Raw genomic sequence first — 23,245 nt, 5'->3', positions numbered from 1 at the left:
TGGACGTGGCTGCAGGAGAAGATACCTCCCATATCCTCAGCGGGTTGACAAACCAGCTGCCTGATCGTGATCCGGAAGAGACCGCCGAATGGCTGGAGTCCCTGGATACCCTGATTCAGGAACAGGGCACCGAACGTGCCCAGTACATTATGCGCAGCCTGCTCCAGCGGGCCGGGGCGCAGAGCGTGGGTGTTCCGATGGTCACCACCACGGACTACGTCAACACCATCCCGGTGGACCAGGAAGCGGAGTTCCCGGGCGATGAGGAGATCGAGCGCAAGTACCGGGCCTGGCTGCGCTGGAATGCCGCCGTCATGGTGCACCGGGCCCAGCGCGCCGATATCGGCGTCGGCGGTCACATCTCSACCTACGCCGGGGCAGCGACCCTGTACGAGGTCGGCTTCAACCACTTCTTCCGCGGCAAGGACCACCCCGGCGGCGGGGACCAGATCTTCTTCCAGGGCCACGCCTCCCCCGGCATGTACGCCCGCGCCTTCATGGAAGGCCGGCTGAGCGAAGAGGACATGGACGGCTTCCGCCAGGAGAAGTCCAAGGAGGGCCACGCCCTTTCCTCCTACCCGCACCCGCGCCTGATGCCGGAGTTCTGGGAGTTCCCCACGGTCTCGATGGGCATCGGCCCGATGAACGCGATCTACCAGGCCCAGTCAAACCGGTACCTGCACAACCGCGGCATCAAGGACACCTCCGACCAGCAGGTCTGGGCGTTCCTGGGCGACGGCGAAATGGACGAGCCCGAGTCCCGCGGCCTGCTCCAGCTCGCCGCGAACGACAAGCTCGACAACCTGAACTTCGTGGTCAACTGCAACCTCCAGCGCCTCGACGGACCCGTCCGCGGCAACGGGAAGATCATGCAGGAACTTGAGGCATTCTTCCGCGGCGCGGGCTGGAACGTCATCAAGGTCGTCTGGGGCCGGGAGTGGGATGACCTGCTGGCCAAGGACGAGGACGGCTCGCTGGTGAAGATCATGAACGAGACCGTCGACGGGGACTACCAGACCTACAAGGCCGAGTCCGGCGCGTTCGTCCGCGAGCACTTCTTCGGCAAGACCCCGCAGACCAAGGAAATGGTCCAGGACCTGACCGACGACCAGATCTGGAACCTCAAGCGCGGCGGCCACGACTACAACAAGGTCTACGCCGCGTACAAGGCCGCSACCGAGTTCAAGGGCAAACCCACCGTCATCCTGGCCCACACGGTCAAGGGCTACGGCCTGGGCACGCACTTCGAGGGCCGCAACGCGACCCACCAGATGAAGAAGCTCACGATGGCCGACCTCAAGGCCTTCCGCGACCACCTGCGCATCCCGATCACGGACGAACAGCTCGAAGCGGACCTCTACCGGCCGCCGTACTACCACCCCGGCATGGACTCCCCGGAGATCCAGTACCTCATGGGCCGGCGCAAGGAACTCGGCGGATTCGTCCCCGAGCGGCGCTCCAAGCACGTCGACGTCACCCTCCCGGATGAGAAGGTCTACGAAGTCGCCAACCGCGGCTCCGGCAAGCAGCATGCCGCCACCACCATGGCGTTTGTCCGCCTCCTCAAGGACCTCATGCGGGACAAGGAGTTCGGCAAGCGGATTGTGCCGATCATTCCGGATGAGGCACGCACCTTCGGCATGGACGCGTTCTTCCCGACGGCGAAGATCTACAACCCGAACGGCCAGAACTACCTCTCCGTGGACCGCGAGCTCGTCCTGGCGTACAAGGAGTCCATCTCCGGCCAGATCGTGCATGCCGGCATCAACGAGGCCGGTTCCGTGGCAGCCTTCACTGCCGCCGGAACGTCCTACGCCACCCACGGCGAACCGCTCATCCCGGTCTACGTCTTCTACTCGATGTTCGGTTTCCAGCGCACCGGCGATTCCTTCTGGGCCGCCGCCGACCAGATGACCCGTGGGTTCATCATCGGCGCCACGGCAGGGCGCACCACCCTGACCGGCGAAGGCCTGCAGCACGCGGACGGGCACTCCCCGATGCTTGCGGCCACCAACCCGGCAGTCATCACCTACGATCCGGCATACGGCTACGAGATGGGCGTCATCGTGCGCGACGGCCTCAACCGGATGTACGGTCCCGGCGAAGCCGGGAAAGAAATTGCCGACAACGACCCGTCGCGGAACGTGATGTACTACATCACTGTCTACAACGAGCCGATTGTGCAGCCGCCGGCACCCGCGGAACTCGATGTCGAGGGCATCATCAAGGGCATCTACCTGCTGGCGCCGGCCAAGATTGACGGCCCGCGCACGCAGATCCTTGCCTCGGGTGTGTCTGTTCCCTGGGCCCTCGAAGCCCAGCGGATCCTGGCCGAGGACTGGGGCGTCTCAGCCGATGTCTGGTCCGTGACGTCCTGGACCGAACTGCGCCGCGACGCCATGGCCGCCGAGGAAGACGCCTTCCTCAACCCCGGCCAGCCCGCCCGCGTCCCGTTCGTCACCCAGCAGCTCGCCGGCGCCACCGGCCCGATCGTGGCAGTCACGGACTACATGAAGGCCGTGCCGGACCAGATCCGCCAGTTCCTGCCGAACGAGTTCGCCTCGCTCGGCGCGGACGGCTTCGGCTTCTCCGACACCCGCGCCGCGGCACGCCGCTTCTTCAAGAACGACATCCACTCAGTGGTGGTCCGTTCCCTGCAGATGCTGGCCCGCCGGGGCGAAGTGGATGCCCAGGCGCCTGCCCAGGCCATCGAGAAGTACCGCCTGCACAACGTCAACGCCGGCACCACCGGCAACGCAGGCGGCGACTCCTAACCGGACGCGTGCCAGGTCCTATTGCCAGGCACCCGTACTCGACGGCGGCCCCCCACCGATTGGTGGGGGCCGCCGTCGGGCGCTTAACAGTCCTATCGGCCGCTCCGTCCAACGCCGCCGTCCGCTGTGACACAGGACAACGGCAGTTGTAGCCTTCGCACAAATGGAGCTTGGGCGGCGCGCCCCGTATGCTCAATGCATGGCAGAGCCGATCACCACTCCCGAAAAACGCAAGCCGGCCTCGAGGGCGATGACTCCGGAGAAAGCCGAGACCCTCAAAAAGCTCCGCGCCAGCGTGGGCCAGCTGTCGACGACGACGCTGCGCCAGTTGGAGAAGTCCCTGCCGTGGTACGGCCGGCTGAACTCGGACGAGCGCTCCGCGCTGGGCATGGTGGCCCAGAACGGCATCGCGGCTTTCGTCACCTGGTATGAGCGGCCGAGCTCGCCGTCGTGGATCCTTTCCGACGTCTTTGGCACCGCGCCCACCGAACTGACCCGCTCCATCAGCCTCCAGAAGGCGCTCCAGCTGATCCGGATCGTCGTGGAAGTGGTCGAAGACCAGGTCCCGGTCATTGCCCCGGAAGCGGACCAGTCGGCCCTCCGCGAAGCCGTGCTGCGCTACTCGCGCGAGGTCGCCTTCGCGGCCGCCGACGTCTATGCCCGCGCCGCGGAATCCCGCGGCTCCTGGGACACCCGCCTGGAAGCCCTGATTGTCGACGCCATACTCCGCGGCGAAAACACGGACGCGCTGCGGTCCAGGATCGCGGCCCTGGGCTGGAAGGCGCAGGAGCGCTTCACCGTCATGGTCGGAAATTCCCCGTCCGAACCAAGCGCCAGCTACGTCAGCGAACTGCGGCGCACCGCGGGGCGTTTCGCCGAGGACGCCCTCGTGGGGATCCAGGGCGACCGGCTCATCCTCATCCTCGGCGGTGTCCACGACCGGGAGACCGCGTACCTGAAACTCAGCGAACTCTTCGCCCCCGGCCCGGTGGTCTACGGCCCGGAGGCCGGGTCCCTGCTCGAGGCCAGCGGCTCCGCCCAGTCGGCCTTTGCCGGCCTGACGGCGGCCCGCGCCTGGCCCTCCGCGCCGCGCCCTGTGGCGGCCGATGACCTGCTCCCCGAGCGGGTGATCTCCGGCGACGACGCCGCCCGCCGCTCCCTGGTCAAGAACATCTACCGACCCCTGCTGGCCGCTTCCAACGGGCTCGTGGAGACCCTCGGCACGTACCTTGAACTGGGCCATTCGCTCGAGGCGACGGCCCGTGAGCTCTTCGTCCATGCCAACACGGTCCGCTACCGGCTCAAGCGCGTCTGCGACGTCACGGGCTGGGATCCCCTGCTGCCGCGGGAGGCGTTCGTGCTCCAAACCGCCCTCGTCGTGGGCCGGTTGTCGGCCCCTCCGAAGGCCCCCACGGAGCGGCAGCCTCCCCGCAACGGCTCCTGATCCGTTGTAGACTTCCTACAAACTGACCCAGTGAGCTTGGTGCATGAAAACACGAATGTTCACGCCGTAATTTGGAAAGCTGGTTACGTGCTTGCAATCGTCTGCCCTGGACAGGGCTCCCAGACCCCTGGTTTTCTGGCCCCCTGGCTGGAACTGCCACCCGTCGCAGGCCTCCTGGCCTCCCTCAGCGAAATAGCAGGCATCGACCTCACCGCCCACGGCACCACCTCCGATGAGGAGACCATCAAGGACACTGCCGTCGCGCAGCCCCTGATCGTCGCCGCCGGACTGGTGACCGCAAAGTCGCTCTTCGACGTCGAACTGGGAACCCTTCCGGTGGTCCTCGCCGGCCACTCGGTCGGCGAAATCACCGCGGCCTCGCTGGCCGGTGTCCTGACGGAAACCGAAGCCATGACGTTCGTCCGCGAACGCGCCAACAGCATGGCTGCGGCCGCTGCCGCCACCCCGACCGGCATGAGCGCCGTCGTCGGCGGTGACCCGGCCGAGGTCCTGGCCGCCATCGAGGCAGCCGGCGCCACCGCCGCCAACGTCAACGGGGCCGGTCAGACCGTCGCCGCCGGGACCTTGGAGCAGCTCAAGGCCCTGGCCGAGAACCCGCCGGCCAAGGCCCGGGTCATTCCGCTGAAGGTCGCCGGCGCGTTCCACACCTCGCACATGGCTCCCGCCGGTGCGGCCCTGCAGGCCCTGCGCCCGTCGCTGCAGCCGCAGAACCCGCTGGTGCCGCTGCTGTCCAACTTCGACGGCGCGGAAGTCACCGACGGCGGCGCCGCCGTCGACAGCCTGATCGCCCAGGTCTCCCGCCCGGTCCGCTGGGACCTGTGCATGGAGACTATGGTGCAGCGCGGCGTTACCGGCGTGATCGAGCTGGCCCCCGCCGGAACCCTGGCCGGCCTGGCCAAGCGCGGCATGCCCGGCGTCAAGACTGTCACCGTCAAGACCCCGGACGACCTCTCCGCGGCCCTGGCCCTATTTGCAGAACTGGAGGGAGGGGCATGAGCGTTCCCACTCTGAAGCAGGCGCCCGTGCAGGAAAACACCCGCATCATGGGTGTCGGCGCCTACCGGCCCAGCGTGATCGTGACCAACGAGGACGTGTGCCAGTGGATCGATTCCTCCGATGAATGGATCCGCCAGCGCACGGGCATCATCACCCGGCACCGCGCACCGGCCGATGTCAGCGTGATCGACATGGCCGAGGGCGCCGCCCGCGAGGCGCTGCAGAAGGCCGGCATCGAGGCCTCCCAGCTCGGCGCCGTGATCGTTTCCACGGTCACCCACCCGTATGCCACCCCTTCCGCTGCCGCGAGCCTCGCCGACCGCCTCGGCGCGACCCCGGCCCCGGCCTTCGACATCTCCGCGGCCTGCGCCGGCTACTGCTATGGCATCGCCCAGGGTGACGCCCTGGTGCGGTCCGGCGCGGCCGCCTACGTCCTGGTCGTCGGCGCCGAAAAGCTCTCCGACGTCATCGACAACACGGAACGGACCATCTCCTTCCTGCTCGGCGACGGCGCGGGCGCCGTCGTGATCGGCCCCTCCGACACGCCGGGCATCGGCCCTTCGGTCTGGGGTTCGGACGGCAGCAAGTGGGATGCGATCGGCATGACCCACTCGATGCTGGACATCCGTGAACTCGCCCTGACCGGCAAGCACGGCACCGCTGTCAGCGACGAAGAAGCGGCAGTGACCGACGCATCCCTGTGGCCGACCCTGCGCCAGGACGGCCAGACCGTCTTCCGCTGGGCCGTATGGGAGATGGCCAAGGTGGCCCAGCAGGCCCTGGACGCCGCCGGCATCCGGTCCGAGGACCTCGCCGCGTTCATCCCGCACCAGGCCAACATGCGGATCATCGACGAGATGGCCAAGAAGCTGCAGCTGCCCGAGACCGTCAAGATCGCCCGCGACATCGCGGACGCCGGCAACACGTCGGCGGCGTCCATCCCCCTGGCCACCCACCGCCTGCTTGAGGAAAACCCCGAGCTCAGCGGCGGGCTGGCGCTGCAGATCGGCTTCGGAGCCGGACTGGTCTTCGGCGCCCAGGTGGTCGTGCTTCCTTAGGCAGCCACCCGCTTTTCCGAACTAAATACGTTCCGCCCGTTTCACCTTTGCACCGCATGTACTTCACGTTCAGGGCTTGTCCCCATGCGGTGCACAGCAAGCATTCCCGCACCAAGCCGAACCCTCGGTTTGATTCATTTCCGCCCCCGCATGCAGGCATTCCACCGGCAGGCGGGGGCAACAACTAGAAAAGGAGCCTTCAATGGCTAGCAACGAAGAAATCCTGGCCGGCCTGGCTGAAATCGTCAACGAAGAGACCGGCCTGGCCACCGAAGCCGTCGAGATGGACAAGTCCTTCACCGAGGACCTGGACATCGACTCCATCTCCATGATGACCATCGTGGTCAACGCCGAAGAGAAGTTCGGCGTCCGCATCCCGGACGAAGAGGTCAAGAACCTCAAGACCGTCGGYGACGCCGTCAGCTTCATCTCCAACGCCCAGGCCTAGTCTGGCTTCCGCCGGCAACGGCGGACCCCGGTGACCGGTCCGGGCGCTGCAGAAGTGCCCGGACCGGACCACCACCAAGTGCACGACCCCAAAGTTTTCCCCTCGCAGGCCCCGGCCATCCCGTTCGCGGTCCCGGATACGGCAGGCGCACCGACAGAGAGTGATCCCATGGCACGCAAAGTAGTCATTACCGGTCTGGGTGCCACCACACCCATCGGCGGCGATGTCCCCACGATGTGGAAGAACGCGCTCAAGGGCGTCTCCGGCGCGCACACGCTCGAGGACGACTGGGTGGCCAAGTACGAGCTGCCGGTCCACTTCGCCGCACGCGCCTCCACCCCGGCCCTCGATGTCCTGACCCGGGTCGAAGCCAAGCGCATGGACCCGTCCACCCAGTTCGCCGTAGTCGCGTCCCGCGAGGCGTGGGCCGACTCCGGCATCACCGAAATCGACCACGACCGCCTGGCAGTGGCCTTCGCCACCGGCATCGGCGGCGTCTGGACCCTCCTGGATGCCTGGGACACCCTGCGCGAAAAGGGCCCCCGCCGCGTCCTGCCCATGACCGTGCCGATGCTGATGCCCAACGGCCCGGCCGCGGCAGTCAGCCTCGATCTGGGAGCCCGCGCCGGCGCCCACACCCCTGTCTCCGCCTGTGCATCCGGCACCGAGGCCGTGCACGTGGGCCTGGACCTGATCCGCGCCGGCAAGGCAGACGTCGTCGTCTGCGGTGGCGCCGAGGCGGCCATCCACCCCATGCCGATCGCCGCCTTCGCCTCCATGCAGGCACTCTCGCGCCGCAACGACGATCCCGAGCACGCCTCGCGTCCCTACGACCGCGACCGTGACGGCTTCGTCATGGGCGAGGGCGCCGGTGCCTTGGTGCTCGAGGCCGAGGAACACGCCCTGGCCCGCGGCGCACGGATCTACGCCGAACTGGCCGGCACCTCGGTGACCGCCGACGCCTACCACATAACGGCCCCGGACCCCGAGGGCCTCGGCGCCACCCGTGCGCTGAAGGCCGCGATGTTCGACGGCCGCATCCAGCCCGAGGACATCGTGCACGTCAACGCGCATGCCACCTCCACCCCGGTCGGCGACAAGCCCGAGTACGCAGCCCTGAAGGCCGCCCTGGGCAATCACGTGGACAACGTCGCGGTCTCGGCCACCAAGTCCCAGATGGGGCACCTGCTGGGCGCCTCCGGTGCGGTGGAGGCCGTGCTGACGGTCATGGCCGTCTACGACCGCAAGGCGCCGGTGACCATCAACCTCGAGAACCAGGACCCGGAGATCCCGCTCGACGTCGTCACGACGGCCCGGGACCTGCCCGCCGGCAGCATCGCCGCGCTGAGCAACTCGTTCGGCTTCGGCGGCCACAACGCCGTGATCGCGGTACGCAGCGTGTAAGTGCCCCGCGCACTCCCCCGCCCATATGACAGATGGCGGCAATGTTCACATAGAACATTGCCGCCATCTGCCGTTTGGTTCCTGGTTGAGGCGGCAGTCGTTAATCACGACGCGATCCTGCGTCGGCCGCCCGGGGCCCCTCCCGGAATGAGCGATGGCGGCAACGTTCGTCCTGAACATTGCCGCCATCGCTCCTGGGGCGCCTAGCTATGGAGTTGCTGAGGGCAGCGCCTTGGCCGGTCCTTAGCCGACCTGGTGGAGCCAGCGCACGGGCGCGCCTTCGGCGGCGTGGCGGAACGGCTCGAGCTCCTCGTCCCAAGCCTCCCCCAGGGCGAGCGAGAGTTCGTGATAGACGGCGGAGGGGTCGCCCGCCCCGGATTCGTAGGCGTACCGGATGCGGTCCTCGGACACCATGATGTTGCCGTGGACGTCGGTGGTGGCGTGGAAGATTCCCAGCTCCGGGGTGTGCGACCAGCGTCCGCCGTCGACTCCCTGGCTCGGCTCCTCGGTGACTTCGTAACGCAAGTGTGCCCATCCGCGCAGAGCGGACGCCAATTGAGCCCCCGTGCCCGGCGTTCCGGTCCACGACAGCTCGGCCCGGAACATTCCGGGCGCGGCAGGCTGAGCGGTCCACTCCAAGTCCGTCCGCTTGTCCACGACAGACCCTATGGCCCACTCGACGTGGGGGCACAAGGCAGTCGGGGCCGAGTGAACGAACAACACACCTCGGGTCAGTGCAACAGACATTCCATCCTCCATAGCTGTAGGTACGTCTTCCCCAACGACCTCTGCCTGGATGTCTGTCTGTTGCGCGGATCCGAATTCGTGCCGGCGGTCCCTGCCAGACTACTAATATACAACCGGGTTCGAAGCTGGGACGTGCTGCATTCCAGCTTCAAGTTCAACTTGAAACTTCCCGGGCGTGAGTTTTATTCTGCCCTACCCCTCCTAATTACGCCAGTGCGATTCGGCGCGTCTTTTCCCGGCGCGCCGTGCCCGGTTCCACGGGCCGCCCGGCGGACCCTGGTCCGCTTGGCGGAGGGCGGATCTGCGGGCAGGAATCCGGGTCCAATGGCGGGTCCTTGGCCGGGCCCTGGCGGCCGATGGCGGGCCCTTTGCGGCCGGACACGATGCGCCGGCGATCCTCAGGCCCGGGGGTGCGCCTGCTGGTAGCTCTGCCGCAGCCTCTCGACTGACACATGGGTGTAGATCTGGGTGGTGGCCAGGCTGCTGTGTCCGAGGATTTCCTGTACGGCCCGCAGGTCTGCGCCGCCGTCGAGGAGGTGGGTCGCGGCGGAGTGCCGCAGGGCGTGCGGACCGGTGGCTGCGGTGTCCCCCAGCCGCTCCAGCATCTCCTTGACCACGCTGCGGACCTGGCGTTGGTCCACCCGGCCGCCGCGTGCGCCCAGGAAGAGGGCGGGGCCGCTGATCCCGGTGGCCAGGGCGGGCCTGCCGCGGCGGAGCCAGTCGTCGACGGCGAGCGCCGCCGGCAGGCCGTATGGGACAGTACGTTCCTTGTTGCCCTTGCCGAGCACCCGCAGCGTCCGGCGGTCCGGGTCGAGGTCATCCACATCCATGCCGGCCAGCTCGCCCACCCGGACACCGGTGGCGTACAGCAGCTCCACCATGGCGCGGTTGCGCAAAGCCAGTGGTTCTCCCTCGGCCGAGGCGGCTTCGGCGTCGTCCACGAGCCGCAGGACCTGCTGCTGGTGCAGGACACCGGGCAGGGTCTTCTCCCGCTTGGGCGCCTTGAGCCGCAGGGCCGGGTCGGCCTCGATCAGTTCCTCGCGGACCGCCCAGGCGGTGAAGGCCCGGGCGGTAGCGGCGCGGCGGGCCAGGGTGGCGCGGGACTTGCCGGACTCGCTCTGGGCGCCCAGCCAGCGCCGCAGGGTCCCGAGTTCCAGCCCGGCAAGGTCCTGGACCCCCTCGGTCGCAGCGTGCGCCAGCAGGCTTTCGACATCGGAGAGGTAGGCCCGCACGGTGTGGGCGGACCGGCCCCGCTCGGCGTCGAGGTAGCGGCCGAAGCGGGTGGCGGCGCCGTCCAGCGGGGCAGGGAGTTTCTGTGTAGACACCTTCCTACTCTGGCAGTATTCCCGGGGCATTCAAGGAACGCTCCGGCGAGCCGCGCCATGCCGGCGGCGCTCATCATGTCAGTTGGCCTTCCCCGAACGTTTCCAGCCGCCGTGCCGGGATTCGGCCAGGCTCAGCAGCCCCAGCCGGCCGAGCCCCGCGCGGACCGACTCCGGGCTCAGTCCGGCCACCGTGGCGAGCTTCTCGACGGAGCTGGTGGTCCGCAGCGGCAGGGCGTCGAGCAGGATTAGGTCCTCCAGGGTCAGTCCGTCGTGGGCTTCCGTGCGGCCCGCCTTGTCCGAGGGCATCGCGTCGCCGCTCGGGGAGGCGAGCTCGGCGATTTCCCCCGCATCCGTGACGCACACCGCTCCGCCCTCCCGCAGGAGCCGGTGGCAGCCGGCGGAGTTGGCGCTGTGGATGGACCCGGGCACTGCGCCGACGGCCCGGCCCAGGCTTTCGGCATGGTGGGCCGTGTTGAGGGCCCCGGAACGCCACCGGGCCTCGACGACGACGGTGACGGCGGCCAACGCAGCGATGAGGCGGTTACGTTGCAGGAACCGGTAGCGGGTGGGCGCGGAGCCGGGCGGAACCTCAGCAAGGACGGCGCCGTGGTCCGCCACAGCCCGGAGCAGGTCCTCATTTCCGGCAGGGTAGAAGCGGTCCACTCCCCCGGCCATGACGGCGATGGTGGGCATGCCGCCTGCGCTTCCGGCCAGTGCGGCCCTGTGGGCGTGGGCGTCGATCCCGTAGGCGCCGCCGGAGACGACCGTGAAGCCCCGTTGGGCCAGCGAGTAGGCGAGGTCGCCGGTAACCGACGCCCCGTAGCTGGTGCTGTCCCGGGAGCCCACCAGGGCTATTGCCTTGGCCGCCGGGGGCACCTCCTGCTCCATGCCCCGCCACCACAGGCACAGGGGTTCCTGCAGGCCGAGGTCTGCCAGCTGCCGGGGCCACAAGGCATCGGTGGGAATGATGATCCGTCCGCCGAGCCGCTGCATGGTGGCCAGGTCCCTCTCCGGGGCGAGGTCGGGTATCCGCGGTGCCCAGCGCTTGAGGGCGGCGCCCAGTCCTGACCAGCTGCCGCCGGGGCCGCTGTCCGCCAGGATTCCGGTGATCTCCTGCTCGAGCCCGGGACCGGCGGCGAGTCCGCCGGTGGCGATCCGGAGGGCGTCCGGCGCCCCCGCGGCCTGCACCAGTGCCAGTGCCGCCGCGTCCTGTGGTTCGAACAGTCGCGACAGCGCGGCCCGGGCTGTTCGTTCGTCATCCCTCATCGTGGTTCCTTTCGCGTGGCGGCGGGGGCGTAATTCGTGCCGGCGGGTTCACAGTGAGGCCGCCGCGGCCTGGCGGAGACCCAGCGCCTGCCCAACATCGTCCGCGTCCGGTGCATCGTGCAGGGACAGATCCGCAACAGTCCAGGCGAGGCGCAGCACACGGTCATAACCGCGTGCTGTCAGCACGCCGCGCTCCAGCGCGTAGTCCAGGATGCGGGTGGTGGGGGCGCCAAGCCGCAGGGCCCCGCGCAGCAGCCGGCCCGGGACTTGGGCGTTGGTTTCCATCCCATAAGGCAGCAGCCGGTCCAGCTGACGGCTCCGGGCCGCCCGGACGCGTTCGGCGATGCTGGCGGTCCCCTCCTCCTCCGCGGGCTGGCCGAAACCCGCGAGCGACACCCGCTCGACTTCGAGCTGGATGTCGACCCTGTCCAGCAGCGGACCGGACATCCGGGCCTGGTACCGGCGGCGCATGGTGGGGGTGCAGATGCAGTCCACCCCTTTGCCCGTTGCCTTGCCGCAGGGGCAGGGGTTGGCCGCGAGGACCAGCTGGAACCGGGCGGGATAGGCCGCGGACCCGGCCGAACGGTGGATGACCAGCTCGCCGCTTTCCAGCGGCTGCCGCAGGGCGTCCAGGACGCCGCGGTCATACTCCGGGGCCTCGTCCAGGAAGAGCACGCCGCGGTGTGCACGGGACGCTGCCCCGGGCCGCGGCAGCCCGGACCCGCCGCCGATGATGGCCACGGCGGTCGCGGTGTGGTGCGGGTTTTCGTAAGGCGGACGGCGCAGCAGCTGCACGGAGCCCGACGGCAGCGAGCACAGGGAATGGATGGCGGTCACCTCCATCGCCTCGGTGTCACCCAGGTCCGGCAGCAGGCCCGGCAGCCGCTCGGCGAGCATGGTCTTCCCGGCGCCCGGCGGTCCCGTCAGCAGCAGGTGGTGGGCCCCCGCGGCTGCCACTTCCAGGGCGCGCCGCGCCGCGGCCTGGCCGGAGACATCGCACATGTCCGGCGCCAGGGCTGGGCCGGCGCTGGTACCGGGTCCGTCATCCTCGGGCTCGGGTTCAAAGTCGAGGGCCAGGTCCTGCGGGTCCGCGCCGCAGTCGAAGGCAAGCCGGGCCAGGGTGGCGTACCCCCGGACCCTTGCTCCGGGCACGAGCTCTGCCTCCGCGACGTTGGCCCGCGCCACGACGACCTCGGGGTAGCCGGCCCGTACTGCTGCCATCACGGCCGGAAGGATGCCCCGCACGGGCCGCAGCCGGCCGTCCAGGCCGAGCTCGGCAATGAAGACGATGCGGCCCGTGGGGCGGATGTCGTCTGCCGCCAGCAGCACGGCCATGGCGATGGCAAGGTCGAAGCCCGAGCCGCGTTTGGGCAGCGACGCCGGGATGAGGTTGGCCGTGATCTTCCGGCGGCTGAGCGGTATCCCCGAGTTCTGGGCCGCGGAGCGGATCCGTTCCTTGGCCTCGTTGAGCGACGCGTCCGGCAGACCCAGGATGACGAACGCCGGGAGGGTCTGGCCGATGTCGGCCTCGACCTCCACGATGTAGCCGTTGAGGCCTACCAGGGCCACGGAATAGGTCCGTCCCAGGGACATCTAGCCCACCCCCTTGAGGTGCTCGACGGCGGGCTCGCCTATGCCGTCGTCCAGCACGGCGACGACGTCCACGCGGCACAGCGGCGCCCGCAGCCCCTGGACGCGGCACCACGCCGCCGCGAGCCGTTGGAGCCGGGCCAGCTTGTCCGCACCGACGGCCTCGAAGGGATGCCCGTAGGCGAGGGATCTTCGGGTTTTCACCTCGGCGATGACCAGTGCGTCGCCGTCGAGCGCGACAATGTCGATCTCACCCTCGGGACAGCGCCAGTTCCGCTCCACCACCCGCATGCCCTGGGCTTGAAGGTAATCCGCCGCGAGGTCCTCCCCCCGCCGGCCCAGCACATCCTTAGCTCTCATGCCTCCATCGTGGAGCGCAGCCACGGACGAACACAGGGCACACTTTGGCTATGTGGAAACCTGGCAAACCGAGGAATCTGACTGTCACATCATGGACGAGCTGTGCGCGGCCGATCAGTTCGACGCCGACCAGACCCGGTACTACATCCAGCAGTGGTTACAGGGCACAATCCAAATGATATGAGTATCCGCAGCGCGTTCAGCAGTGCGGCCCATAATCAAAGCCGGGCGAGGCGAACTGTGGGAGCAACAGGAATGAAGGTACTTTTCCTCGACATTGATGGAGTCCTCAACCGCGTGGGTACGAGACAGCGCTTTCGGGGCTTCATGGGCATCGATCCTGTCCTGGCGTCCAAGGTCGGCAAGATAATCCTCGACACTGACGCAGCCATTGTCCTTACGTCCACATGGCGGCACTTCCAAGGCGGCCGTGAAGAAGTCGACCGACACGTTTACAAGACCTTTGACGTCACGCCGACAGCAGACACAGGTTTTCGTGGCGAGGAGGTGAAGATGTGGCTGGACCAGCATCCGGAAGTTACGCGGTATGCAATTGTCGACGATGACACTGACTTCTATGCCGGTCAGCCCTTGTTCAAAACGAGCTGGCAAACGGGAATCACCGACGAGGTTGCGCGGCAGGTAACAGAATTTCTAAACAGAGGAGAACCCCGTGAGTGAACATCCACCAACGCTGGGAAACTTCACCGCAGCGGCGTTGACAGGACGTGTTGATGCGATTGTCAGCCAACGAAACGCAGCAATCGGGCGTTAGGAAACCAGGCTCAGTTGCCTAGGTCCTCGACCTTGGGCAGGGCGAGTTCCTCGCTGCGCGGCAGTTCCTCGACATTGACGTCCTTGAACGTGATGACGCGGACGCTCTTGACGAACCGGGCCGAGCGGTAGACGTCCCACACCCAGGCGTCCTGCAGGGTCAGGTCGAAGTAGACCTCGCCGTCGGCGCTGCGCGCTTGCAGGTCCACGTGGTTGGCAAGGTAGAAACGCCGCTCGGTCTCGACCACATAGCTGAACAGCCCGACGACGTCGCGGTATTCGCGGTAGAGCTGTAGCTCCATGTCGGTCTCATAGTTTTCAAGGTCCTCGGCACTCATGGTTCCATCTTGCACCATCCGGCGCCGGCCGCGCGCCACGGCCCTGCCGCCGCTCCGCCAAGGCGCTCTGCTAAGGCGCCCCGCCGATCCGGGCAGCACCTGCCCGGGCCGGCCACACCCACGCGCTAGAGCAGCTGCCAGCTGACCCGGTGGTACGGCGTGGGACCGGCGGCCCGCAGGGCCTCCTTATGCGCCGTGGTGCCGTAGCCCTTGTTCTCGTCCCAGCCATAGGCCGGGTATTGGGTGTGCAGCTCGCACATCATCGCATCGCGCTCGACCTTCGCCAGGATGCTCGCCGCGGCGACGCTGAGGCACTGCATGTCCGCCTTGACCAGCGTGTGCACGGGGGCGTCGCAGCCGGGTTCGGCGGGGGCATCGTCAAACAGTGAGGGCTGCAGATCCGGCGAGAGCCAGTTGTGGCTGCCGTCCAGCAGGACCACCTCGGGCCGAACACCGGTGGCCAGGACGGCGAACCAGGCGCGGTTGCCGGCCAGCCGGAGGGCGCCGATGATCCCGAGCTCGTCAATCTCATTCGCGGACGCGTGTCCGACGGCGGAGGCGACGCTCCAGTCCCGGACGAGCGGCACCAGCCGCTCCCGGTCCGCGACCTTGAGCAGCTTGCTGTCCCGGACATCGGCAAGGAGCTTCTGCTGTTGCAGGTCCACGACGACGATCCCCACGCTGACGGGCCCGGCGAGCGCACCGCGGCCCACCTCGTCGATGCCGGCGAGGAGCCGGGCGCCGGAGCCGCGGAAGCGGTGTTCGTAGTCGAGGGTAGGGGCGACGGACATGGCGGGAGGCTTACTTTCCGTTCGGGGCCGGCACGCTGCGGAAGACGTTCGGGTAATTGTCGAGCGCGGACATCCTGTTCAGCGGCCATGCAATGACGGCGGCCTTGCCTTCGATGTCGGATTCGTTGACGAAGCCGCCGTTGGTGTCCATGTGGGCGCGCGAATCCGCGGAGTGGTTGCGGTTGTCGCCCATGACCCAGACCTTGCCCGCAGGCACGACGACGTCGAAGTCTTTGACCTGGGGAATCTCCGCGGCGTTGATGTAGGTCTCGTCCAGCGGCGTGCCGTTGACGGTGAGCTGGCCGCCGGCGTCGCAGCAGACCACGTGGTCGCCGGGGAGCCCGATGACGCGCTTGACCAGGTGCTGTTCGGAGTTATCCGGCAGCAGGCCGACAAAGGTCAGCCCGTCCTGCACCCAGGTGAACGGGCCTTTCGTCTTCTCGGCTGCGGGGGCGAGCCAGCCCTGACTGTCCCGGAACACCACCACGTCCCCGCGTTGGAGCGCCATGGGCTCCGGCACGAGGAGGTTGACGAAGATGYGGTCGTTCACGTCCAGGGTGTTGACCATGGATTCAGACGGGATGTAGAAGGCCCGGAACAGGAAGGTCTTGATCAGGAAGGACAGCACGATCGCCACGATGACCACTGTGGCAACTTCCTTCAGCCACAGGAACAGCGGGCTGTGCCCTTCACGGGCCTGGGCCTTCCTGGCCCGCCGGGAGGACGAATCGGCGTGGGCGGGCCCGGAGGGCCGCTCCCTGCCGGTCCGTTCAGCGCGCCGCGCTCCGGCGCTGTCATCCGCCGACGCCGACGCCGGCGCAACAGCCGGCACAGCACCGTCACCGTTTCCTGCAACCGCACCTGCACCCTGGCCGGCTTCTGCACCCTCGGCGGGCTCGTCCGCGACCCGTGCCTGCGGCAGCCGGGTGGTGGGGTGTTCCGCCGGCTCGTCCCCGGGAATCGCCGAGGCAGTAACCCGCGGTCCTTCCTGGCCCTGCGGATCAGGAGTGCGCGGTTCGGTCTCGGGCATCTACTGTCCGTTCGTCGTCGTCGTTGTCGCGGCCGGTTCGGGCCGCGCTAGTGCTGCAAATCTATCAAGCGGCCAGATGATCTGTACCGGCCTGCCGATCACGCGTTCCAGCGGCACCATGCCGCCGCCGGGGGCGCCAAGGAGGCTCCGGGAATCGGCCGACATGGAACGGTGGTCCCCCATCAGCCAAAGCCGCCCGGCCGGCACCTCAACACTGAATTTCATTTCGCTCGGGGTGTCCCCCGGGTACACATAGGGTTCCGCAATTTGCTGGCCGTTGACTGTGAGCCGGCCGCCGGCGTCGCAGCACACCACGCGGTCGCCGGGCAGTCCGATCACGCGCTTGACGTACGTTGTGTCGCTGCCCGCGAGGCCAAGCCAGTGTCCGGCGTCGGCCAGGGCATCCACGACGGGGCCGTTTCCGCTGTTGAGCGGGGCGAAGGAGCCGCGGCCGTCGAAAACGACGATGTCTCCCCGGCCCAGGGACTCGGCCTGGAAGCCGGTGCGCGCCACCAGGATCCGGTCCCCGGTGCGCAGGAGCGGTTCCATGGAGGCTGACGGGATGAAGTAGATGTCCAGCCACAGGGAGCGGACCACAGCGCTGATGGCCACGGCAAGCACCAGAGCCAGCAACGCAAAACGCCAGCCCGGTTTCCTGGGCTGGCGTTTTGGCTGTTCCATGTTCCGTATCCCCTGGCGCTGTTGTGAACTAATGTGCGCTGTTGCGGATAGTTCCGGCAACAAGCCGGGGACGGTCCGTGGACCCGCGGTAAAAGTCCCGGAGGGACTTACTTGCCGGTCTGGAAGTCGCGCTTTTCCTTGATCTTCGCGGCCTTACCACGCAGGTTACGCATGTAGTAAAGCTTGGCGCGGCGCACGTCACCCTTGGAGACGAGCTCGACCTTGTCGATGATCGGGGAGTGCACCGGGAAGGTACGCTCTACGCCGACACCGAAGGAGACCTTGCGGACGGTGAAGGTTTCGCGGACGCCATCGCCCTGGCGGCCCAGGACGAAGCCCTGGAAGACCTGGACGCGGGAGTTCTTGCCTTCGATGATGTTCACGTGAACCTTGATGGTGTCACCCGCGCGGAACTCGGGAACATCGGTGCGCAGCGAGGCTGCATCTACGGAATCGAGGATATGCATTGATCCACTCCTGGTGAACGCCACAGGTCACTCACGTTGGGTTACGGCGGTCAAGCCCGGTAGCCTTGGCCGCCCGGAAATTCCGCCGAAAGTTTGTCGATCCGGCCCTGTCAGGAATAGACGGGACCGGGGTGCCCGGCTGTTGGCAGCGCTCCCCCTGTGGCAGGTTCGCGACCCAGCAGGCACAAGGACTAATTTTGCCACATTTTCTGCGGGTTAGCCCAATCCCGGTGGTTAGGCGTCGGGACGACGCAACAGGTGGCCGTCGACGACGTTGTACCCCAGGTCCGCGAACGCCGTGCGGTCCGCGCGGGGCAGCTTGCCGGCGTCGAACTCCGCAAGGAGGTCGGGGCGGCGTTCGGCGGTGCGCCGGTACTGTTCGTGCCGGCGCCACTGGGCGATCTTGCCGTGGTTGCCGCTGAGCAGCACCGCCGGGACGTCACGGTCCCGCCAGCTGGAGGGCTTGGTGTAGACGGGGTACTCCAGCAGCCCGTCCGAGTGGGACTCCTCCACGAGGGACTCGGGGTTCCCGACGACGCCGGGCAGCAGCCGACCGATGGCCTCCACCATGGCCAGCACGGCGACTTCGCCGCCGTTGAGCACGTAGTCCCCCAGGCTCATGGGCCGGACGGTGAAGTGGTCCGCGGCCCATTCCAGGACCCGCTCATCGATGCCCTCGTACCGGCCGCAGGCGAAGACCAGCTGGTCCTCCTCGGCGAGTTCGTGGGCGGTGGCCTGGGTGAACCGCTCCCCCGCCGGCGACGGAACAATGAGCACCGGCTTGCCGGGGGATCCGGAGTCCCCGGCTTCGTTGGCTTCGTTGGCATGTTCGCCGGCAGCTTCTGTGCCTTCGGTGCGACCGGCGGCCACGGCAGTGAGGGCCTGCGCCCACGGCTCGGGCTTCATGACCATGCCGGCTCCGCCGCCGTAGGGGGTGTCATCCACTGTCCGGTGCCGGTCGGTGGTGAACTCGCGCAGGTCGTGGACCCTCAGGTCCAGCAGGCCGTCCTGGCGGGCCTTGCCGATCAGCGACAGTTCCAGCGGGGCCAGGTACTCCGGAAAGATGCTGACGACGTCGATTCTCATCTACGCGTTGCCCTGCTCGTCGAGGTCCCCGGCGGATGCGACCTGCGCTTCAGGCTTCTGCTGCTCGGGCGCCTCATCGGTGTTGACCTCGAACAGTCCGGGCGGCGGGGTGACGAGGACGTACTTTTCGCCCACGTTGACCTCGGGGACGATCTGCTCGACGAACGGGATCAGGACTTCCGTGCCCTCGGCCGTGGTGACCACCAGCAGGTCCTGGACCGGCAAGGTGTGCAGCGCGGAGACCTTGCCGACGACGCTGCCGCCGACCCGGACCTCCAGGCCCACGAGCTCGTGCTCGTACCAGCCCTCATCGTCGTCGTCGGCGCCGATGTCCTCGGTTTCGATGAACAGTTTCGCCCCGCGCAGGCCCTCTGCCTCGTTGCGGGTCTCAATCTCATCGAAGGCCAGCAGCAGGATGTCTTTGTTCCAGCGGGCGCTGAACACCGTCAGCGGCCCGGCCGAGGCAGGCTCCACGATGAACTTCGTGCCGGGGACAAAGCGGTCGCCGGGCGCGTCGGTGAGCACCTGGACGGTCACTTCGCCGCGGATGCCGTGGGGCTTGCCGATTCGTGCCACCTGGAGCTGCATCTGTTCCTCTGTTCGGGGTTGGTGAATCTGTACTGCTGGTGCGTAAGTACAGGAAAGTAAATAGGGGAAAACAGTCCGGCCCCTCCACCATTATCTGGTGAAGGGGCCGGACTTTAAGACAAGTACTGCTGAACGCGTTACCGGCGGCGGTCGGTGTCGACGACGTCGACCCTGACCGGCTCGCCGTCCGCCAGCGCCGCAACCACAGTGCGCAATGCGCGTGCGGTCCGGCCCTGCCGGCCGATCACCCGTCCGAGGTCGTCCTGATGAACGCGCACCTCGAGGGTTTCCCCGCGGCGGTTGTTCTTCGCACTGACCTTGACGTCCTCGGGGCTGTCAACAATCCCGCGGACCAGGTGTTCGAGCGCTTCTGCCAGCAATTTACTCAGCCTCGGTGGTCTCTGCTTCGGCGGCGTCGGCGGGGGCCTCGGCAGCTTCGTCCTTCTTGGCCTTCTTGGTGATGGCTTCCGGGATGATCACGGAACCCTTTTCCGGGGTAACGAAGGCAGCCTTGGGAGCCTTGGTCTTCAAGGTTCCCTCCTGGCCGGGGAGACCCTTGAACTTCTGCCAGTCACCGGTGATCTTGAGGATCGCGGCAACCTGCTCGGACGGCTGTGCGCCGACGCCGAGCCAGTACTGGGCACGGTCCGTGTCGACCTCGATGTACGAGGGCTCTTCGGTCGGGTGGTACTTGCCGATCTCTTCGATGGCACGGCCATCACGCTTGGAGCGTGAGTCCATGACGACGATGCGGTAGTACGGTGCGCGCATCTTACCGAAGCGCTTAAGGCGAATCTTTACGGCCACTTTTGTGGTCACTCCTGTTTCTGAAACGGGGTCGAGCCCGGCGTTCTGCACCCGTGGGGCGGGCCGTACTTGGGGGTTCTAAAGGACAAGATCCGGACGCGGAGAGAGGGGCCACGCAGATCGAGTACCTGTTCATTGTGCCAGATCACCGGCAGGATTTCGACTTGACACGGGCCCAGCCCGGCGGAACGGGTCCTGCAGGGGGCGATCCAGGCCGGTCAGGAGGTCCAGACGTAGAGACCGGACTTGGTGGCGGGGTCCACTCCGGCGGCGAGCTCGGCGATCCGGCGGACATAGCCCCGGGCCGCGTCCGGACCGAAGGGCATGTCCTCCTCGGCGGCCCAGTTGGCCGCGACGTCCTCGAGGACGTCTCCCTCGCCTTCGGTTTCGTAGCTGAGCAGCTCCGCCAGCGTGCGGATCATCGCGGCGGGCACGCCAAGCAGCGAGTCGCTGGCCACGTCAACCATTGCCAGTTCGTAGTCTGCGCCGGGGGCGTGCACGGCCACGCCGGCGAGGTCGCCCAGCCGCTCCACCTCAAAGTCACTGATGTCCGGGATGCGAACGGCCTCCGGCGCGGCCGGGCCGCCGCCTTCGAGTGCGCCGGCGCGCTTGAGGGCTCCTTCGTGGGTGGACACAAAGATTTCGGTGAATCCCATGCAGCTCGTCCTTAGGGTTCGGCGGTATGTGGTCCGCTGTTTTCGCACGTCACTTCAGCCTAGCGCTTCGGCCCGGCTGCGCCTGGACTGGACATGCCCTCCGCTGGCCGCGACCAGTGGACATATAGGGGCTATGTCCACTGGTGGCCGCTGCAAATGGACATTGCCCGCGGCCCTGCCAGCCGCAAAGGGACATGCCCACTGCTGGCCCGGCCACGTGCCCGGACTGGCCAGGACACGCCGCCACCTCCTCCGGACATGCCCTCCGCTGGCCGCGACCAATGGACATATAGGGGCCATGTCCACACGTGGGCGTGGCAAATGGACATGTCCCGCGGCCCAGCCAGCCACAAGGGGACATGTCCACCGCGGGCCCAGGCATCCCGCGCCACCTCCTGCGGACATGCCCTCCGCTGGCCACGACCAGCGGACATAACGGGGCTATGTCCACTCCCGGGCGCGGCAAATGGACATGTCCCGCGGCCCTGCCAGCCAGATGGGGACATGTCCACCGCTGGCCAACTGCGCTGGGCATGTCCCTCAGGGCTCGGGCTTAGCGAACCGCCACGCGGATCCGGTTGCGCCAGGGGTCCTCGAAGCGCAACTCGGCGCCGGTGTGGCGCGATTCGACGCCGGCGGCTTTGAGCCGCTCCGCCAAGGCTCCGACGTCGTCGCCGGACGGCACTTCGATCAACACTTCGCCCAGGCCCAGCGTGTCGCGCCGGGGGCCGGCACCGCGGCTGTTCCATACGTTCATGGCCATGTGATGGTGGTAGCCACCGGCCGAGACGAACAATGCCTGGCCGTGCCAGCCCGCGGTCTGCTCGAAGCCGAGCGTGCCGACATAGAACTCATGGGCCGACGCGACGTCGCCGACCTGCAGGTGGACATGCCCGACGCCGGCGGCGGCCTCGCGCTGACCGGTCACGGACGCCTCGGTCAGGTGCTGCTGCAGGTAGCGCTGCGGCGGCAGGGCGAGGCTGTCCATGACGACGCTCTTACCCTCCCAGGACCAGGCCTCCCGCGGCCGGTCCCAGTAAAGCTCGATGCCATTGCCTTCGGGGTCATTGAAGTAGAAGGCCTCACTGACGAGGTGGTCCGCGCTGCCAGTGAAGGACTGGGGCTCGTACTGGGCGGCGCTTGCAATGGTGGCTGCCAGGGAGTGCTGGTCCTCGAAGAGCAGGGCGGTGTGGAACAGCCCGGCTTCGCCGCGGGAAGGAAGGTTCAGCCCCGGCGCGGGGGCCAGATGGACCAGCGGTTTCTGCCGGCGGCCAAGGTAGAGCCCGCCGTCCTGTTCGGCCACGGTCTCCAGGCCGAGGGCGCGCTGGTAGTAATCGGTCATGAGCTTCATGTCGCCGACCTTGAGCATCACAGTGCCCATGGTGAGTTCGGCAGGGAGGAGGTCCTGGGTGCTGGCTTCTGCGGTCATTGAAACGCTCCGGTGTTCTAGGGCCACCGGCTCTCGGTGACCTCTCATAGAGTTAAATTACTTGAAGCTTCAATTTATTCCTAGCGGATGAGGTGGCCGCGCAACACAATATGCCTAAGTTGCCGCAGCGTCGCCGGATTTTTCCGCGGATCCTCGGCGGTGACCAGGACATCGGCGCTTGCGGCTTCGCCGATGGAGTCCGCGCCGAGCCAGGTCCTCGCGGACCAGCTGGCGGCGTCGAGGGCGGCAGCGGCGGGAAGGCCGGCTGCGTGCAGGGCTTGGATCTCGTCGACAATCCGGCCGTGGCTAATGACGCTGCCGGCGTCGGTCCCGGCATAGATGGCCAGCCCGGCCTCGTGGGCTTCGAGGACCCGCTCGGCGCGCCGCTCCCACAGCGAGCGCATATGGGCGGCATAGCGGGGAAACTTGGCCCCCGCCCGCGCCGCAATGTCCGGGAACGTGGCGATGTTGATCAGGGTGGGCACGATCGGGACGCCCTGTTCGAGGAAGCGCGGCAGGTGCCGCGGCAGCAGCCCGGTGGCGTGCTCGATGCAGTCGATCCCGGCGTCGAGCATGTCATCCAGGGTGTCTTCGGCGAAGCAGTGCGCGGTGACGCGGGCCCCTTCATCGTGGGCGGCCTGGATGGCGTCCTTGACCGTGCGGGCCGGAAAGCTGGCGGCGAGGTCGCCGGCGTCGCGGTCGATCCAGTCCCCCACCAGCTTGACCCAGCCATCGCCGGCACGGGCCTGCTTCCGCACGGCCTCGACGAGATCGCCGGGCTCGACCTCGACGGCCAGGCCGCGCAAGTAGCGCCGGGCCCTGGCGATGTGCCGGCCGGAGCGGATGATCCGGGGAAGGTCCTGGCGCTGCTGGAGCCAGCGGGTGTCGTGGACGGCGCCGGCATCGCGGACCAGCAGCGTCCCGGCGTCGCGGTCCACCAGGGCTTGGGATTCCGCGGTGGCCTCGGAGACGTCCCCGCCCGGGCCAAGGCCGATGTGGCAGTGTGCGTCCACAAGCCCGGGCATGACCCAGCCGTCCAGCACGCGGTCCGGCGCGCCGGCGGGACGGTCGAAGGCCAGCAGGCCGTCCACCGCCCAGAGCCCGCGGCGTTCCTGGTCCGCCGCGGTGAGGATGGGGCCGGTGAACTCGATGATGCTGGTCATGG

Annotated in this window: 24 protein-coding genes; 7 read left to right on the top strand and 17 right to left on the bottom strand. The window is 67.8% G+C overall.

Going from position 1 to position 23,245, the window contains the following annotated elements; all coding sequences use genetic code 11:
- Nucleotides 1-5 precede the first annotated feature (5 nt).
- From aceE to fabF, 6 genes are all read left to right on the top strand, one after another.
- Nucleotides 6-2,774: a pyruvate dehydrogenase (acetyl-transferring), homodimeric type gene (aceE, locus tag AB4089_RS02100; RefSeq protein WP_441407685.1), complete on the top strand. Its 2,769-nt coding sequence runs from the start codon at nt 6-8 to the stop codon at nt 2,772-2,774.
- A gap of 199 nt (nt 2,775-2,973) precedes the next feature.
- A complete protein-coding gene (locus AB4089_RS02095) occupies nt 2,974-4,218 on the top strand; it encodes a PucR family transcriptional regulator (RefSeq protein ID WP_441407656.1) in 1,245 nt (414 codons plus the stop codon).
- Between the two features lie 87 nt (nt 4,219-4,305).
- Entirely contained in the window at nt 4,306-5,235 is a 930-nt protein-coding gene (locus tag AB4089_RS02090) for an ACP S-malonyltransferase (RefSeq protein ID WP_441407655.1), read from the top strand.
- Complete coding sequence (locus AB4089_RS02085) at nt 5,232-6,293, top strand: beta-ketoacyl-ACP synthase III (RefSeq protein ID WP_441407654.1); 1,062 nt, start codon at nt 5,232-5,234, stop codon at nt 6,291-6,293. The genes AB4089_RS02090 and AB4089_RS02085 overlap by 4 nt, the downstream gene beginning before the upstream one ends.
- Nucleotides 6,294-6,495: 202 nt before the next feature.
- Nucleotides 6,496-6,741: an acyl carrier protein gene (locus tag AB4089_RS02080; protein WP_079554778.1), complete on the top strand. Its 246-nt coding sequence runs from the start codon at nt 6,496-6,498 to the stop codon at nt 6,739-6,741.
- 168 nt (nt 6,742-6,909) lie between these two features.
- Complete coding sequence (gene fabF, locus AB4089_RS02075; RefSeq protein ID WP_441407653.1) at nt 6,910-8,145, top strand: beta-ketoacyl-ACP synthase II; 1,236 nt, start codon at nt 6,910-6,912, stop codon at nt 8,143-8,145.
- Between the two features lie 243 nt (nt 8,146-8,388).
- On the opposite strand, the gene AB4089_RS02070 is transcribed toward fabF, so the two are convergent.
- The 5 genes from AB4089_RS02070 to AB4089_RS02050 all read right to left on the bottom strand — a co-directional run bounded on the left by AB4089_RS02070 (nt 8,389) and on the right by AB4089_RS02050 (nt 13,433).
- On the bottom strand, nt 8,389-8,892 hold the full coding sequence (locus tag AB4089_RS02070; RefSeq protein WP_026266435.1) for a DUF3145 domain-containing protein: 504 nt from the start codon (nt 8,890-8,892) through the stop codon (nt 8,389-8,391).
- Between the two features lie 398 nt (nt 8,893-9,290).
- Nucleotides 9,291-10,247, bottom strand: coding sequence for a tyrosine recombinase XerC (locus AB4089_RS02065; RefSeq protein ID WP_441407652.1), 957 nt, complete (start codon nt 10,245-10,247; stop codon nt 9,291-9,293).
- A 48-nt stretch (nt 10,248-10,295) separates the two neighbouring features.
- Complete coding sequence (gene dprA / locus AB4089_RS02060; protein ID WP_441407651.1) at nt 10,296-11,483, bottom strand: DNA-processing protein DprA; 1,188 nt, start codon at nt 11,481-11,483, stop codon at nt 10,296-10,298.
- A 48-nt stretch (nt 11,484-11,531) separates the two neighbouring features.
- Nucleotides 11,532-13,076 carry a YifB family Mg chelatase-like AAA ATPase gene (locus tag AB4089_RS02055; protein WP_441407650.1) on the bottom strand — a complete coding sequence of 515 codons (1,545 nt, stop codon included), beginning with the start codon at nt 13,074-13,076 and terminating at the stop codon, nt 11,532-11,534.
- Nucleotides 13,077-13,433: a YraN family protein gene (locus tag AB4089_RS02050; protein ID WP_441407649.1), complete on the bottom strand. Its 357-nt coding sequence runs from the start codon at nt 13,431-13,433 to the stop codon at nt 13,077-13,079. It lies immediately after the preceding gene.
- A gap of 255 nt (nt 13,434-13,688) precedes the next feature.
- On the opposite strand from AB4089_RS02050, the gene AB4089_RS02045 reads away from it, so the two are divergent.
- A complete protein-coding gene (locus AB4089_RS02045) occupies nt 13,689-14,114 on the top strand; it encodes an HAD domain-containing protein (protein WP_441407648.1) in 426 nt (141 codons plus the stop codon).
- A 104-nt stretch (nt 14,115-14,218) separates the two neighbouring features.
- On the opposite strand, the gene AB4089_RS02040 is transcribed toward AB4089_RS02045, so the two are convergent.
- From AB4089_RS02040 to AB4089_RS01985, 12 genes are all read right to left on the bottom strand, one after another.
- Entirely contained in the window at nt 14,219-14,545 is a 327-nt protein-coding gene (locus AB4089_RS02040) for a DUF2469 domain-containing protein (RefSeq protein WP_018773443.1), read from the bottom strand.
- A 125-nt stretch (nt 14,546-14,670) separates the two neighbouring features.
- Nucleotides 14,671-15,336: a ribonuclease HII gene (locus AB4089_RS02035; RefSeq protein ID WP_441407647.1), complete on the bottom strand. Its 666-nt coding sequence runs from the start codon at nt 15,334-15,336 to the stop codon at nt 14,671-14,673.
- Nucleotides 15,337-15,346: 10 nt separating this feature from the next.
- Entirely contained in the window at nt 15,347-16,366 is a 1,020-nt protein-coding gene (gene lepB / locus AB4089_RS02030) for a signal peptidase I (RefSeq protein WP_441407646.1), read from the bottom strand.
- Nucleotides 16,367-17,047: a signal peptidase I gene (gene lepB, locus AB4089_RS02025; protein WP_441407645.1), complete on the bottom strand. Its 681-nt coding sequence runs from the start codon at nt 17,045-17,047 to the stop codon at nt 16,367-16,369.
- A 107-nt stretch (nt 17,048-17,154) separates the two neighbouring features.
- Entirely contained in the window at nt 17,155-17,514 is a 360-nt protein-coding gene (gene rplS, locus AB4089_RS02020) for a 50S ribosomal protein L19 (RefSeq protein ID WP_441407644.1), read from the bottom strand.
- Between the two features lie 234 nt (nt 17,515-17,748).
- Nucleotides 17,749-18,600 carry a tRNA (guanosine(37)-N1)-methyltransferase TrmD gene (gene trmD / locus AB4089_RS02015; protein WP_441407643.1) on the bottom strand — a complete coding sequence of 284 codons (852 nt, stop codon included), beginning with the start codon at nt 18,598-18,600 and terminating at the stop codon, nt 17,749-17,751.
- Nucleotides 18,601-19,188, bottom strand: a complete 588-nt coding sequence (rimM, locus tag AB4089_RS02010; protein WP_441407642.1) for a ribosome maturation factor RimM — start codon at nt 19,186-19,188, stop codon at nt 18,601-18,603.
- Between the two features lie 137 nt (nt 19,189-19,325).
- A complete protein-coding gene (locus AB4089_RS02005) occupies nt 19,326-19,568 on the bottom strand; it encodes an RNA-binding protein (protein WP_018773450.1) in 243 nt (80 codons plus the stop codon).
- A gap of 1 nt (nt 19,569) precedes the next feature.
- The gene (rpsP, locus tag AB4089_RS02000; protein ID WP_026266438.1) at nt 19,570-19,995 is read right to left on the bottom strand and encodes a 30S ribosomal protein S16; all 426 of its coding nucleotides are present in this window, start codon (nt 19,993-19,995) and stop codon (nt 19,570-19,572) included.
- Nucleotides 19,996-20,213: 218 nt separating this feature from the next.
- A complete protein-coding gene (locus AB4089_RS01995) occupies nt 20,214-20,651 on the bottom strand; it encodes a hypothetical protein (RefSeq protein ID WP_441407641.1) in 438 nt (145 codons plus the stop codon).
- A 553-nt stretch (nt 20,652-21,204) separates the two neighbouring features.
- The gene (locus tag AB4089_RS01990) at nt 21,205-22,080 is read right to left on the bottom strand and encodes a VOC family protein (RefSeq protein WP_441407640.1); all 876 of its coding nucleotides are present in this window, start codon (nt 22,078-22,080) and stop codon (nt 21,205-21,207) included.
- Nucleotides 22,081-22,160: 80 nt separating this feature from the next.
- Nucleotides 22,161-23,243, bottom strand: a complete 1,083-nt coding sequence (locus tag AB4089_RS01985; protein ID WP_441407639.1) for an amidohydrolase family protein — start codon at nt 23,241-23,243, stop codon at nt 22,161-22,163.
- Nucleotides 23,244-23,245: the final 2 nt, after the last annotated feature.

The organism is Arthrobacter sp. 2MCAF15 (genome assembly GCF_052115605.1).
GTDB lineage: Bacteria > Actinomycetota > Actinomycetes > Actinomycetales > Micrococcaceae > Arthrobacter.
The sequence above is the reverse complement of the archived record's forward strand: the minus strand, read 5'-3'. Positions and strand labels throughout refer to the sequence as shown.

Coding starts and splice junctions, on each gene's coding strand:
- AB4089_RS02095 (WP_441407656.1), top strand. CDS start 2,974: ATGGCAGAGCCGATCACCACTCCCGAAAAACGCAAGCCGGCCTCGAGG.
- AB4089_RS02085 (WP_441407654.1), top strand. CDS start 5,232: ATGAGCGTTCCCACTCTGAAGCAGGCGCCCGTGCAGGAAAACACCCGC.
- fabF (WP_441407653.1), top strand. CDS start 6,910: ATGGCACGCAAAGTAGTCATTACCGGTCTGGGTGCCACCACACCCATC.
- AB4089_RS02070 (WP_026266435.1), bottom strand. CDS start 8,892: ATGTCTGTTGCACTGACCCGAGGTGTGTTGTTCGTTCACTCGGCCCCG.
- AB4089_RS02065 (WP_441407652.1), bottom strand. CDS start 10,247: ATGCCCCGGGAATACTGCCAGAGTAGGAAGGTGTCTACACAGAAACTC.
- dprA (WP_441407651.1), bottom strand. CDS start 11,483: ATGAGGGATGACGAACGAACAGCCCGGGCCGCGCTGTCGCGACTGTTC.
- AB4089_RS02055 (WP_441407650.1), bottom strand. CDS start 13,076: ATGTCCCTGGGACGGACCTATTCCGTGGCCCTGGTAGGCCTCAACGGC.
- AB4089_RS02050 (WP_441407649.1), bottom strand. CDS start 13,433: ATGAGAGCTAAGGATGTGCTGGGCCGGCGGGGGGAGGACCTCGCGGCG.
- AB4089_RS02045 (WP_441407648.1), top strand. CDS start 13,689: ATGAAGGTACTTTTCCTCGACATTGATGGAGTCCTCAACCGCGTGGGT.
- AB4089_RS02040 (WP_018773443.1), bottom strand. CDS start 14,545: ATGAGTGCCGAGGACCTTGAAAACTATGAGACCGACATGGAGCTACAG.
- AB4089_RS02035 (WP_441407647.1), bottom strand. CDS start 15,336: ATGTCCGTCGCCCCTACCCTCGACTACGAACACCGCTTCCGCGGCTCC.
- lepB (WP_441407645.1), bottom strand. CDS start 17,047: ATGGAACAGCCAAAACGCCAGCCCAGGAAACCGGGCTGGCGTTTTGCG.
- rplS (WP_441407644.1), bottom strand. CDS start 17,514: ATGCATATCCTCGATTCCGTAGATGCAGCCTCGCTGCGCACCGATGTT.
- trmD (WP_441407643.1), bottom strand. CDS start 18,600: ATGAGAATCGACGTCGTCAGCATCTTTCCGGAGTACCTGGCCCCGCTG.
- rimM (WP_441407642.1), bottom strand. CDS start 19,188: ATGCAGCTCCAGGTGGCACGAATCGGCAAGCCCCACGGCATCCGCGGC.
- AB4089_RS01995 (WP_441407641.1), bottom strand. CDS start 20,651: ATGGGATTCACCGAAATCTTTGTGTCCACCCACGAAGGAGCCCTCAAG.
- AB4089_RS01990 (WP_441407640.1), bottom strand. CDS start 22,080: ATGACCGCAGAAGCCAGCACCCAGGACCTCCTCCCTGCCGAACTCACC.
- AB4089_RS01985 (WP_441407639.1), bottom strand. CDS start 23,243: ATGACCAGCATCATCGAGTTCACCGGCCCCATCCTCACCGCGGCGGAC.